The sequence below is a fragment of the Burkholderia sp. AU27893 genome (assembly GCF_002223205.1).
Lineage (GTDB): Bacteria > Pseudomonadota > Gammaproteobacteria > Burkholderiales > Burkholderiaceae > Burkholderia.
Genome location: NZ_NKFD01000001.1, coordinates 1,091,134 through 1,103,317 on the forward strand (window position 1 = coordinate 1,091,134; position 12,184 = coordinate 1,103,317).

At 67.7% G+C, this 12,184-nt stretch carries 10 protein-coding genes, 1 tRNA gene and 1 riboswitch; of the genes, 1 reads left to right on the forward strand and 10 read right to left on the reverse strand.

Features of this window, described 5'->3' with window-relative positions; translation table 11 throughout:
• Positions 1–79 precede the first annotated feature (79 nt).
• From CFB47_RS05120 to pepN, 4 genes are all read right to left on the reverse strand, one after another.
• Positions 80–889, reverse strand: a complete 810-nt coding sequence (locus CFB47_RS05120) for a LuxR C-terminal-related transcriptional regulator (RefSeq protein ID WP_089460569.1) — start codon at positions 887–889, stop codon at positions 80–82.
• 178 nt (positions 890–1,067) lie between these two features.
• Positions 1,068–1,143: transfer RNA gene (locus CFB47_RS05125), tRNA-Thr, on the reverse strand.
• Between the two features lie 208 nt (positions 1,144–1,351).
• A complete protein-coding gene (locus CFB47_RS05130; RefSeq protein WP_089439471.1) occupies positions 1,352–2,365 on the reverse strand; it encodes a class 1 fructose-bisphosphatase in 1,014 nt (337 codons plus the stop codon).
• Between the two features lie 280 nt (positions 2,366–2,645).
• Positions 2,646–5,339 (reverse strand): aminopeptidase N, encoded by a 2,694-nt coding sequence (gene pepN / locus CFB47_RS05135; RefSeq protein ID WP_089460570.1) that lies wholly within the window; start codon positions 5,337–5,339, stop codon positions 2,646–2,648.
• A 187-nt stretch (positions 5,340–5,526) separates the two neighbouring features.
• Between pepN and CFB47_RS05140 the strand changes: the two genes are divergently transcribed.
• Positions 5,527–6,225: a DUF4136 domain-containing protein gene (locus CFB47_RS05140; protein ID WP_089424759.1), complete on the forward strand. Its 699-nt coding sequence runs from the start codon at positions 5,527–5,529 to the stop codon at positions 6,223–6,225.
• 51 nt (positions 6,226–6,276) lie between these two features.
• On the opposite strand, the gene CFB47_RS05145 is transcribed toward CFB47_RS05140, so the two are convergent.
• The 6 genes from CFB47_RS05145 to CFB47_RS05180 form a co-directional block, all read right to left on the reverse strand.
• Positions 6,277–6,849, reverse strand: a complete 573-nt coding sequence (locus tag CFB47_RS05145; RefSeq protein ID WP_089460571.1) for a TMEM165/GDT1 family protein — start codon at positions 6,847–6,849, stop codon at positions 6,277–6,279.
• Positions 6,850–6,927: 78 nt separating this feature from the next.
• Positions 6,928–7,065, reverse strand: a riboswitch (yybP-ykoY riboswitch).
• Between the two features lie 154 nt (positions 7,066–7,219).
• Positions 7,220–8,536 (reverse strand): guanine deaminase, encoded by a 1,317-nt coding sequence (gene guaD / locus CFB47_RS05155; RefSeq protein ID WP_089460572.1) that lies wholly within the window; start codon positions 8,534–8,536, stop codon positions 7,220–7,222.
• Complete coding sequence (locus CFB47_RS05160) at positions 8,533–8,880, reverse strand: hypothetical protein (RefSeq protein ID WP_089460573.1); 348 nt, start codon at positions 8,878–8,880, stop codon at positions 8,533–8,535. The genes guaD and CFB47_RS05160 overlap by 4 nt, the downstream gene beginning before the upstream one ends.
• Before the next feature lie 26 nt (positions 8,881–8,906).
• Positions 8,907–9,932: an adenosine deaminase gene (locus tag CFB47_RS05165; RefSeq protein ID WP_089460574.1), complete on the reverse strand. Its 1,026-nt coding sequence runs from the start codon at positions 9,930–9,932 to the stop codon at positions 8,907–8,909.
• 18 nt (positions 9,933–9,950) lie between these two features.
• The gene (gene xdhC / locus CFB47_RS05170; RefSeq protein WP_089460575.1) at positions 9,951–10,967 is read right to left on the reverse strand and encodes a xanthine dehydrogenase accessory protein XdhC; all 1,017 of its coding nucleotides are present in this window, start codon (positions 10,965–10,967) and stop codon (positions 9,951–9,953) included.
• 632 nt (positions 10,968–11,599) lie between these two features.
• Positions 11,600–12,112 carry a disulfide bond formation protein B gene (locus CFB47_RS05180; protein ID WP_089460577.1) on the reverse strand — a complete coding sequence of 171 codons (513 nt, stop codon included), beginning with the start codon at positions 12,110–12,112 and terminating at the stop codon, positions 11,600–11,602.
• Positions 12,113–12,184: the final 72 nt, after the last annotated feature.

Genomic DNA, 12,184 nt, shown 5'->3' on the forward strand with positions numbered 1-12,184 from the left:
GGAAGTCCGCTGTCCCCATTCCGGGTACAGCAAGCCGACCGGGATTTACCCCGATTCGGTCACCGCAAGCCCGTTCGGTTCAGGGCTGCAGGCAGAGCGCGAACAACTGGCGCTGGCTCGAGATGCCCAGGCGCCGGTACGCGCGTTTCTGGTACGTGACGACGCTCGACGCCTTCACGCCGATCGTGTCGCTGATCTCTTGTGCGGTCTGGCCTTCGAGCACACCGCGCAGCACGTCGAGTTCACGCTTGGACAGCGCCGGACAGGCGCTGCGTAACCGCGCGAGCATCCGTTGCGGGATGCCGATCTGCGCGGCACCGGCGAGCGCGTAGTGATGCTTCGCGGCCTGCGCGATCAGCGGCGCGAGCGCTTCGATCTCCGCGATCTCGCGCGGCTGGAACGCGCCGCTGCGATGCGCGCGGTACAAATTGATCGACAGCCAGCTCGCATCGTCGGGCTGCATCAGCAACGACAGCCGGTCGGACACGTCGGGGCCGCGGTAGCAGGCCGCTCGATACGCTTCATGATCGATCTCGTCGCCGGCCTGCTGGTGCAGCAGCAGGTCATGGCGGCGCGTGCCGCGGGGTGCGCTCGACACGATCTTCTGGTTGCCGTCGAGCGCGTAGAAGTGTCGCGCGTAGGTGTCGGCGACGTCGCGCAGGTAGCGGCCGCCGCGACGATCGGCGACGGATAGCGTGCGCGGACGGTTGCCGAACTCGTACGCGAAGATCGTGCATTGCGTGACCGACAGCGCATCGTCGAACAGCTTCAGCACTTCGGCTGCGAATGCGTTGGGCTCGTTGCCGCCGATCGCGGCAACAAGGCGCGTCGCACGTGATACGTCCAGTTGCCCGGTGAGGTTCGGTCGCTCGAGACGCCAGGTGCGCATGATGCTCGGAAAGGGCGGAGTGGTCCGGCGATTGTAATCGGCTGCGTGCGGCGCGGGAGTCGGGTGATGCCCGCAGCCCGCAGGCGGAGCGGAAGCGGAGAGAAGAAGGGCAGCGCACGATTGGGTGCCCGGAATGAGAAAAGGGCTGACAAGCATCGCTTGTCAGCCCTTTATAACTTGGTGCCGGAGATAGGAGTCGAACCTACGACCTTCGCATTACGAATGCGCTGCTCTACCAACTGAGCTACACCGGCATCAGAGAAACGAAATTATAAGGTGAAATCTGAGACCTTGGCAATAGGTTTTGCGAAATTTTTTCAGCTTGCTGCTGCTGTTTCGCGAAACGCATCGACTCGGCAAACTTCCCCGCTTCGGTTCACTGCGATGCGACCCGTTGGGGTCACATCGAGAGCCGCGATTCTACGTACGTCGCGCGACACTGTCTAGTGCTGCAGTGCAAATTTATTGCTTTTCTTGATGGTAGCCCGTCACGCGCTCGACTTCGTTCTTCGAACCGAGGAACACCGGGACGCGCTGATGCAGGCCGGTCGGCTGCACTTCCATGATGCGCTGCGTGCCGGTCGTCGCGGCGCCGCCCGCCTGTTCGACGATGAACGACATCGGGTTCGCTTCGTACATCAGGCGCAGCTTGCCCGGACGATCGGGCGTGCGCTTGTCGGCCGGGTACATGAAGATGCCGCCGCGGTTCAGGATCCGGTGCACGTCGGCCACCATCGACGCGATCCAGCGCATGTTGAAGTTGTCGCCGCGCGGGCCGTCCTTGCCGGCGTTCAGTTCGTCGACGTAGCGCTTGACCGGGTCGTACCAGTGGCGCGCGTTCGATGCGTTGATCGCGTACTCGCGCGTGTCGGCCGGGATCTGCATGTTGCTCTGCGTGAGCACCCACGAGCCGACTTCGCGGTCGAGCGTGAAGCAGTTCACACCGTTGCCGGTGGTCAGCACGAACACCGTCTGCGGGCCGTACACGGCGTAGCCGGCCGCGACCTGCTGCGTGCCGGGTTGCAGGAACGATTCCTCGGTCGCCTGCTTGCCGTCCGGGCAGCGCAGCACCGAGAAGATCGTGCCGATCGACACGTTCACGTCGATGTTCGACGAGCCGTCGAGCGGATCGAACACGAGCAGGTATTCGCCGCGCGGGTAGTTCGCCGGGATCGGGAAGAACGTTTCCATTTCTTCCGATGCCATCGCGGCGAGGTTGCCGCCCCATTCGTTCGCGTCGAGCAGGATTTCGTTCGACAGGATGTCGAGCTTCTTCTGCACTTCGCCCTGGACGTTCTCGCTGCCGGCGGTGCCGAGCGCTTCGCCGAGCGCACCCTTCGACACGTTGTAGCTGATCGCCTTGCATGCGCGTGCGACGACTTCGATCAGCAGGCGCAGGTCGGCGGGGAGGTTGTTGGTCTCACGTTGCTGTTCGATCAGGAACTTCGACAGCGTGGTGCGGCGGGCAATGGACATGACAGACTCCGGAAGGCCAAAAGAATCCTTGAATAGCCGCAATTTTACCCGCCGCGCCTCCCGTGCCACCGGCTTTTTTCGTCCGGTTACATGGCCGGGCGGGCGGCCCGGCCCGGTTTTCCGGTGGTGGAAACCGGCGGGACGCGCTTGACGCCAGCGGCAGGCGGCGCGGTCGACCCCTGCGATTGCGCGCGGTTCCAGCAGTCTTCACACCAAAAAAAGCCGGTGCCGCGATGGGCGGCACCGGCTGTATCGCGCAGGCGCGATGCGGGCGATGGCGTTACGCGAGCGCCTTCTCGACGATCTCGCGCACGTCACGCGATTTCGCACCGGCGGCGACCTGCTCGAGCGCTTCGCGCATCCGGTCGCGCAGCGCCGGCGTGAAGCGGCGCCACAGTTCCAGCGAGCGCGCGAGGCGTGCGGCGACCTGCGGGTTGATCGCGTCGAGCGCGAGCACCTGTTCGGCCCAGAACGCGTAACCCGAACCGTCCGCCGCGTGGAATTGCGCGGGGTTGGCCGCGCAGAAGCTGAAGATCAGCGAGCGCGCGCGGTTCGGATTCTTCAGGTTGAACGCCGGATGCGCGAGCAGCTTGCGAACCTTTGCGAGCGTCGGCTGCGCGGGCGTGCCGCGTTGCGCGGCCTGCATCGCGAACCACTTGTCGATCACGAGCGCTTCCTTCTCGAAGCGGCGGTAGAAATCGTCGAGCGCGTGCTCGGCCGGTTCGGTCGCGCCGGCGGCCGCGGCGGACAGCAGCGCGCCGAGCGCGGCCGCGCGATCGGTCATGTTGTTCGCCGCATCGTATTGCGCGCTCGCGAGGCGCACCGCATCGGCCGGATCCTCGAGTTCGGCGAGATACGCGAGCGCGAGGTTCTTCAGCGCGCGGCGGCCCGAGGCCTCCGGCGTCGGTTCGTAGGCGCCGGGCGTCTGGTGCTGCTCGTAGGCGGCGAGCCATTCCGCGCGCAGCGCGGTCGCGAGCTGGCGGCGCACGAACTGGCGTGCGCGATGCACGGCGGCCGGATCGGCTTCGGCCATCTGGTCGGCGAGGTAGGTTTCCGACGGCAGCGTCAGCGCGAGTTCGCGGAACGCCGGCGACAGGCTTTCATCGGTCAGCACGCGGCGGAATGCGGCGACGAAGTTCTCGCCGAGCGTGAGCGGCTCGTTCGCGGCCGCACGCGCGGCGAGCGTCAGCAGCGCGCGTGTCGCGAGGCGCTGGCCGGCCTCCCAGCGGTTGAACGGATCGCTGTCGTGCGCGAGCAGGAACGCGAGGTCATCGTCGCTGTAGTCGTATTCGACGATCACCGGCGACGAGAAATTGCGCAGCAGCGACGGCAGCGGCTGTTCCGGCACGTCGACGAACGTGAAAGTCTGCTCGGTGTCGGTGAAGTCGAGCACGCGCGTCGTGCCTGCGGCGGCGGCTTCGCCGTCGAGACGCAGCGGCAGGTCGCGGCCGTCGCGCCCGATCAGGCCGATCGCGAACGGAATCAGCAGCGGCCCTTGCTGCGTTTCTCGCGCGGCCGGCGACGCGTCGCCGTAGCCCTGCGCGAGCGTCACCGTGTAGCGGCGTGCGGCCGCGTCGTACGCGGTGCGCACCGACACGCGCGGCGTGCCGGCCTGGCTGTACCAACGCTCGAACTGCGCGAGGTCGCGCCCGTTCGCGTCGGCCATCGCGTGACGGAAGTCGTCGCAGGTCACCGCGTGCCCGTCGTGGCGCTTGAAGTACAGGTCCATCCCCTTGCGGAAGCCGTCGCGGCCGAACAGCGTCTGGTACATCCGCACGACTTCCGAGCCTTTCTCGTAGACCGTCATCGTGTAGAAGTTGTTGATCTCGACGTAGCTCTCCGGGCGCACCGGATGCGCCATCGGGCCCGCGTCCTCGGCGAACTGCAGCTGGCGCAGCACGCGCACGTCCTCGATGCGCTTGACCGCGCGGGCCGCCGATTCGAGGTCGTCGCCCGCGGCCATGTCGGCCGAGAACTCCTGGTCGCGGAATACCGTCAGGCCTTCCTTCAGGCTCAGCTGGAACCAGTCGCGGCAGGTCACGCGGTTGCCGGTCCAGTTGTGGAAGTACTCGTGGCCGACCACCGATTCGATGTTCGCGAAGTCGGTGTCGGTCGCGGTCTCGGGATTCGCCAGCACGTACTTCGTGTTGAAGATGTTGAGCCCCTTGTTCTCCATTGCGCCCATGTTGAAGTCGCCCACCGCGACGATCATGAAGCGGTCGAGATCGAGCTCGAGGCCGAAGCGTCGCTCGTCCCAGCGGATCGAGTGGATCAGCGAATCCATCGCATGACGCGTCTTATCGAGATCGGCCGGCTCGACCCACACCTGCAGCAGCTTCTCCTTGCCCGAGCCGGACGTGATCTTCTCCTCGATCGCGACGAGCTTGCCCGCGACCAGTGCGAACAGGTAGCTCGGCTTGCGGAACGGGTCTTCCCATTTCGCGAAGTGGCGCCCGTCGGGCAGGTCGCCCGAATCGACGAGGTTGCCGTTCGACAGCAGCACCGGGTACGCGGCCTTGTCGGCGCGCAGCGTCACCGTGTACGACGCCATCACGTCCGGGCGATCGAGGAAATAGGTGATGCGGCGAAAGCCTTCAGCTTCGCACTGCGTGAAGAAGTTGCCGCTCGACACATAGAGGCCCGACAGCGTCGTATTCTGGTCGGGTGCGCAGGCACTTTCGAGCGTCAGCTCGAACGTATCGGGGACGTTCTCGACCGTCAGCCCGTGTTCGTGCGCACGCACGGCGCCATGCGGCGCGCCGTCCAGCCAGGCGCCGACGAATTCGAGCGCTTCGCCCATCAGCTCCAGGTGCGGTGCGGGCGCGGCGTCCGGATTGCGGCGCACGCGCATCGTATTCCTGACGATCGTACGGGCCGGCGCGAGATCGAATTCGAGCGCGACGGCATCGATGAGGAAGGCCGGCGGCGTGTAGTCGGCGCGGCGGATCACGGTGGAGGAGGCGTTGTCGGACATGGTCGTCGAGATCGGTGGAGTGGGGGACGGGCCCGTGGCACGGGCCGGGCGAACCGGGCCATTGTACAAAGGCTGGCGGCCGCGTGCCGGGCGAACTTTTTACCGGTTCCGGGAGTCCGCGTATTATCGGCATCCCGTTACGGTTCGCGCGGTGCGACGAACGGGTGACGGATCGAAGAGGATCAACATGAAACGCGAATGGATTCAACGCGGGGCGGGCTGGGCGGCAGTGCTGTGCGTGGCGCTGCTGACCGGCTGCACCAGCTATGTGACGACCCAGGTCACGGCCTTCTCCGACTGGAGCGGCAGCGACGCGACACGCACCTATGCGTTCACGCGTACCGAGGCGCAGAAGAACAGCATCGAGCAGTCGACCTACGAGCCGATCGTCGCGAACGAGTTGTCGACGTATGCGTTCCGGCAGGTGCCGCAGGCGCAGGCGCGGTACCTCGTCGGGCTGACCTATGCGGTCGGCAGCGATCTCGTGACGGTGCCGCAGCCGGTCTATTACGATCCGTGGTTCGCGCCGGGGCCGTACTGGCGGCGCGGGCCGTGGGGCCCGTGGGGTCCCTGGGGGCCGATGCCGGCCGGCTACGTCGCGCAGACGTACCAGGTGTTCGACTACACGCTCGGCATCCGCATCACCGAGCGCGCGACGGGCAAGGAGGTGTACAACGTGTCCGCGCGCACGACCGGCGACAACGGCACGCTGCTGTACGCGATGCCGTTCCTCGCGCGCAGTGCGCTCGCCGACTTCCCGCTGTCCAACGGCGCGGTTCGTTCGGTCCGGCTGCCGGTCGACAAGCGCGGCGGCCCGGCGGCGCCGGCTGCCAACGAACGCGTGGTGCCGGCCGCGCCCGCGTCGGGTGCTGCCGCCGCGAAGTAACGCGGGATCCCGCTCGGCGCGGCCGTCCGGCCGCGCCGGCCATGCCTTCCGTCACACCCCGATACCCAGCAGCGCCAGCGCGCCGAGCACGACGAACAGCACGGCCGCGATCGCGTGTACGAGCTTCGTCGGCAGGTGGTGCGCGAAGCGGTCGCCGAGCAGGATCGCGGGCACGTTCGCGAGCATCATCCCGAACGTCGTGCCGGCCACGACACCGATGTAGTCCTGGAAGCGCGCGGCCAGCGCGACGGTTGCGATCTGCGTCTTGTCGCCCATTTCCGCGAGGAAGAATGCGACGAGGGTCGCACCGAACACGCCGAGCCGCGAGCGGTTGGCATTGGCTTCGTCGGCATCGAGCTTGTCCGGCACGAGGATCCACAACCCCATCGCGATGAACGAGAACGCGAGCGCCCAGCGCATGATCGACGGCGTGACGAGCACGCCGAGCCACTCGCCGAGCGCGCCGGCGAAACCGTGGTTTACGAGCGTCGCGACGAGCACGCCGAGAATGATCGGCACCGGCTTGCGATAGCGCGCGGCCAGTACGAGGGAAAGCAGTTGGGTCTTGTCGCCGATTTCAGCGAGGGCGACGGCGCCGGTGGAGATCAGGAAGGCTTGGGACACGGATGGGGTTCCACGGGCCGATGTTGTGCGTGCGAGCGACGATCCACCGCGCGCCGGGCCCTGATGCGGCGCGCTGTGAACCATCGGTCTCGCCAGGCCTAGGTGGCTGCGTCCGCCATGGCCGTACGGCCAAGTCTGTTGACGGACGCCTCCGTCACGATGCGCGCCGGGAGCGCGGGACATCGAGCGGAGCGGCTACTCCCCAATGAGCGGCGAATTCTAGCACGGCGCGTTGCGCGCGGGAAAGCGGTTGGCGGGCGCAGCGCCCCGGGGTCGGGGCGGGGTTGGCCTACGGTAATTTCGGCGGCGCGCGGCCCGGCGCGCGCGGCGGTGGAGGCCCGCGCGTGCCGAGGCGAACCCCGGCAGGTCGTTACGCGGCAGGGCGGCGTGCCGCGCCGCGCTCGTGGACGAGTTGGCCGGCCGCATAGGTGCGATACACCGCACGGTCGTCGCCGAGCAGCGCGAACGCGAACAGCAGTTCCTCGAGCGAATCCGCGCGCTTCGTGCGGCGCGCGAGCAGCGGCGTGGCCTGCGGATCGAGCACGACGAAGTCGGCCTCGGTGCGCGGGGCGAGCGTGCCGACCGTGTCGGCGAGGTCGAGCGCCTGCGCGGCGCCGGCGGTTGCGAGCCAGAACATCCGCGTCGCGGTCAGGTGGTGGCCCGACAACCGCGCGACCTTGTGCGCTTCGTTCATCGTCTGCAGCATCGAGAACGACGTGCCGCCGCCGACGTCGGTCGCGAGCGTGACCGGCACGTCGTATTCGCCGGCCTTGTCGAAATCGAACAGCCCGCTGCCGAGGAAGAAGTTCGACGTCGGGCAGTGCGCGACGACGGTGCGCGTCTCGGCCATCCGGCGGCGGTCCTCGTCGTCGAGGTGGATGCAGTGGCCGTACACCGCGCGCGGGCGCAGCAGCCCGTAGCGGTCGTAGATGTCGAGATAGCTGCGATGGCCGGGGAATAGCTCGGCCACCCATTTCACCTCGTCGACGTTTTCCGCGACGTGGCTCTGCACGAACACGTCCGGATGGCGGCGCGCGAGTTCGCTGCACGCCTCGAGCTGCGCCTCGGTCGACGTCGGCGCGAAGCGCGGCGTGAGCGCGTACATCTGGCGGCCCTTGCCGTGCCAGCGGTCGATCAGCTCGGCACTGTCGTCATAACCCGATTGCGCGGTATCGCGCAGGAATTCGGGGCAGTTGCGGTCCATCAGCACCTTGCCCGCGATCATCCGCAGGTCGCGCGCATCGCTCGCCGCGAACAGCGCGTCGGCCGACTGCTTGTGCACCGTGCAATAGACGAGCGCGCTCGTCGTGCCGCACGCGAGCAGTTCGTCGACGAAGAAGTCGGCGACTTCGCGCGCATGCTCGGGATCGCCGAACTGGCGCTCGGTCGGGAACGTGTACTTGTCCAGCCATGGCAGCAGGCCCGGCGCCGGCGACGCGATCATGTCGGTCTGCGGATAGTGGATGTGCGTGTCGATGAAGCCGGGCACGATCAGCTTGTCGCGCAGGTCATGGACGATCGCGTCGCGCGCGAGCGTCGCGGCGAGCTGCGCGTACGGGCCGGCCGCGACGACCTTGCCGTCGTCGACGATCAGGAGGCCATCGGTCTCGTAATTCGCGGCCTGGCTCGATTGCGCCGGGTCGCCGTTGAAGGTCAGCAGCTGGGAACGGAAAGCGGTTTGCGTCATGACGAATGGTCCTGCATCAAGGTAAGGCGAACAGAAGAAAACGGGCGACGCCGCACGAGGGCAAGGCGGTGCCTGGCGAGCGGGTGCGGCACGCTGCGTGCGGCACGACCGGAAGCGATTGCGCGGGCGAACGTGGCGGCCGAAGCCGCCGGCGAGTGGTTGCCGGCGGGCCTCGCAGCCGTTGCGCCCACGACCGATGCGGTGGCGAGCGAAACGGCAAATCGCGACGGCAGGCACGCGCGAGCGCCGACGCACAGCGCCGCGGCCGCACGCTCACGCACGCGGTCGTCCCGGCGCAAGGCCGGGCCGGTGGTCGCGAAGCGGATGCCGTTGCCGTGTTTCATCTGTCAGCGTTCCTCGATGCGGGCCGTCACGCGGCCTGCCAGTACGCGTCGAGGCGCGCGTACAGTGCGTCGCGCTGCGCCGGTTCGATGAACGACGCCTCGAAGCCGTTGCGGATCACCGCATGGACTTCGGCATCCGTGAGTTGCAGCCCTTCGGCCGTCGCGAAGTAGTTTTCATTGACGTAGCCGCCGAAATAGGCCGGATCGTCGGAGTTGATCGTCACCGCGACGCCGCGATCGAGCAGCGCCTTCAGCGTGTGCTTCGCCATGTCGTCGAACACGCACAGCTTCAGGTTCGACAGCGGGCAGACGGTGAGCGCCGTGCGGGATTTCGCAAGGCGCTCGACGAGCGCCGGATCCTCGATGCTGCGCACGCCGTGGTCGATCCGGTCGACCTTCAGCACGTCGAGCGCTTCGTAGATGTACGCGGGCGGGCCTTCCTCGCCAGCGTGTGCGACGAGCTTCAGCCCGAGCGCGCGCGCCTTCTCGAACACGCGTGCGAACTTCGTCGGCGGATGGCCAAGCTCGGACGAGTCGAGACCGACGCCGATCAGGCGATGGCGATAGCGCTCGAACAGCGGCAGCGCGGATTCGAACGTCGCGAGCGCGTCCTCTTCGGACAGGTGGCGCAGGAAGCACAGGATCAGCTTGCTCGACAGCCCGCGTTGTTGGGCATCGGCGAGTGCACGCTCGATGCCCGCGACCACCGTCTCGATCGGCACGCCGCGCTCGGTGTGCGTCTGCGGATCGAAGAACAGCTCGGTGTGGACGACGTTGTCGGCGAGCGCGCGTTCGCAGTACGCGGCCGTCATGTCGTAGAAATCCTGCTCGGTCAGCAGCACGCTCGCGCCGGCGTAATAGATGTCGAGGAACGACTGCAGGTCGGTGAACGCGTATGCGGCACGCAGCGCGTCGATCGACTCGTACGCGAGCTTCACGCCGTTGCGCTGCGCGAGTGCGAAAATCAGTTCGGGCTCGAGCGAGCCTTCGATATGGATGTGCAGCTCCGCTTTCGGCGCGCGGGCAATCTTGTCCTTGAATGTCGGGGTCATGGCGTCGTTCTTGGTCGGTCAGTAGGTAGGGGAAGCCTGCGTGGACGCGTTCGCATTCGCGTTTGCCTCGACGGCCTGCAGCAATTGCGCAGCCACCGAGATCGCGATCACTTCGGGCGCCTTGTCGATGATGCCTTCGACACCGATCGGGCAGCGCATCCGCGCGACCTGGGCCGGGTCGATGCCGATGGCTGCAAGGCGATGATCGAACTGCGCGCGCTTCGCGTGCGAGCCGGTCATCCCGAAATACGCATAGTCGCCACGTCGCAGGATGCGCTCGGCCAGCACGAAATCGAGTGCGTGGTCGTGCGTCATCACGACGAAGTAGGACTGCGGCGGTGCGGCGTCGACCGCGTCGGCCGGGGCAGCGGCCGCTTCGATCGCGAGGTTGCCGATGCCGGCGAGCGCGTCGGCCGGCGGGAACACCGCATCGGGCCCGTCGATCCAGCGCACGTGGCACGGCAGCGTCGCCAGCACCTTCACGAGCGCGGTGCCGATGTGCCCGGCGCCGAACAGCACGACGGGGAACGCATACGGCGCGATCGTTTCGGTCATCAGCGACACGCCGCCGGTTTCCCACAGCAGGCAGTCGGCACGCGCGGCTTCCGATTCGGGCTCGCTCAACAGCGGCGCGCCCGGCGAGGGGCCGAATGATACGCTACGCACGGTCGCGACGCCGGCCGCGACACGCTTCGCGAGCGACATGATCCAGCCGAGATCGCCCACGTCGAGCCGCTCGAACGCGAGTACCACGGCGCCGCCGCAGCACTGGCCGAGACTCGGGCCGAGCGCGAGCCGTTCGAGCCGGCGTGCATGCGGCACGTGCGCGCCATCCTTGAGCAGATGCCGCGCGATCTCGATCGCCTTCCATTCCAGATGACCGCCGCCGATCGTATGGCGGGCCGTGTCGCGCGTGACGAGCATCTTGGTGCCGGCTTCGCGCGGCGCGGAGCCGTCGGTGTGCGCGACCGTCACGAGCACGGCCGCTTCGCCATGCGCGAGCAGTTGCTGCAGATCGCCGAGCCAGGCTTCCATCAGCACGCTCCGTTCGGGACGACGCGGCACGACACGCGGCGCGGGCTGGCGGGCGTGGCGGCAACGATGACGGACGGGAGCGAGGCGGGCCGGCCGCACGGCCGATGCAGTGCGGCGGCAGCGCGCGAACGGCGTGCGCGGACGGCCCCGCCGGATACGCGGACGCCATGAGGGTGACGGATGCGGATGGTTTGCGTTGTCATGATGAATCCAGTCGACATTGCGGATCGGGCGCGCGTTACGCAGGGGTGGTGAGACCGCCTGGCCTCGCGCACGTAGATCGCCATCCAGTCACGAAGATAGCACCGCAAGGCGACGGGAACATCGCCAGGCGGTGATCCGGGCTATCAGGAGGCGATCATGTCGATCATAGGCCCGCCGCGCGGGATCGGGGCGCCAATGCGTGCACATCGGGCCGAAACGCAGGCGTGGCGGGGCTGCGCGCGGAAGTCGCGCGATGCGCGTTCGCCCGGAGACCCGGGCGGCGGCGGGGTAGGTGTTTACGCGTGACGGGCCGGATGCGGCTCGTCGGGCTGGGCCGGCGGGCGCTCCGCAGCCGGGCGGTCACCGACCGGCGGTCGTGTGCGGCCCGCGCGAACGGGCCGCGCGCAGGCCGGTGCGAAACCGGCCGGTCAGGCCGCGAGCTTGCGGCGATGGCGCCAGAGGCTCGCGGCGACCGCGACCAGGATCACGGCGAAGGCGATCAGCGACCAGCCGGGCAGCAGGATGCCGAAGATCGGCGGGTAGACCGTCTCGCACAGCCCGGCGACCTTGAACATGCCCGGGAACCACTGCGCGGGCGGCAGGCTGTCGACGATCGGCTGCAGCGTGTCGAAACCGCAGCTGAAGCCCGGATTCATCTGGATCGACAGATGCCGGGCGGCCGTGCCGACGCCGCCGGCCGCGGCGATCGCGATCAGCAGCTCGAGCACCCAGACCCCGCGCCAGTTACGGATCCCGGCGGCCAGGAACGCGAAGATCCCGATCGCGCAGAAGAAGTAGCGCTGGATGATGCACAGCGGGCACGGATCTTCGTTCTTCACGTACTGCAGGTAGAGCGCACCGGCCAGCAGGGCGATGCACACCCATCCGAGCAGCATCAGCAGGCGGCGTTCGCGGCGGATGGCGAGCGTGTAGTCGTTCATGTCGGCGGGGTTCCTCGTGGGTCGGTCCGGAAAACAATCGCGCGATTTTAGCGCGAACGGTCTGGCACGAAA

What these genes read in the sequence shown, in the direction of transcription:
- CFB47_RS05120 (WP_089460569.1), bottom strand. Translation starts at nt 889, where the DNA reads ATGCGCACCTGGCGTCTCGAGCGACCGAACCTCACCGGGCAACTGGAC.
- guaD (WP_089460572.1), bottom strand. Translation starts at nt 8,536, where the DNA reads ATGACGCAAACCGCTTTCCGTTCCCAGCTGCTGACCTTCAACGGCGAC.
- CFB47_RS05140 (WP_089424759.1), top strand. Translation starts at nt 5,527, where the DNA reads ATGAAACGCGAATGGATTCAACGCGGGGCGGGCTGGGCGGCAGTGCTG.
- xdhC (WP_089460575.1), bottom strand. Translation starts at nt 10,967, where the DNA reads ATGGAAGCCTGGCTCGGCGATCTGCAGCAACTGCTCGCGCATGGCGAA.
- CFB47_RS05160 (WP_089460573.1), bottom strand. Translation starts at nt 8,880, where the DNA reads ATGAAACACGGCAACGGCATCCGCTTCGCGACCACCGGCCCGGCCTTG.
- CFB47_RS05165 (WP_089460574.1), bottom strand. Translation starts at nt 9,932, where the DNA reads ATGACCCCGACATTCAAGGACAAGATTGCCCGCGCGCCGAAAGCGGAG.
- pepN (WP_089460570.1), bottom strand. Translation starts at nt 5,339, where the DNA reads ATGTCCGACAACGCCTCCTCCACCGTGATCCGCCGCGCCGACTACACG.
- CFB47_RS05130 (WP_089439471.1), bottom strand. Translation starts at nt 2,365, where the DNA reads ATGTCCATTGCCCGCCGCACCACGCTGTCGAAGTTCCTGATCGAACAG.
- CFB47_RS05180 (WP_089460577.1), bottom strand. Translation starts at nt 12,112, where the DNA reads ATGAACGACTACACGCTCGCCATCCGCCGCGAACGCCGCCTGCTGATG.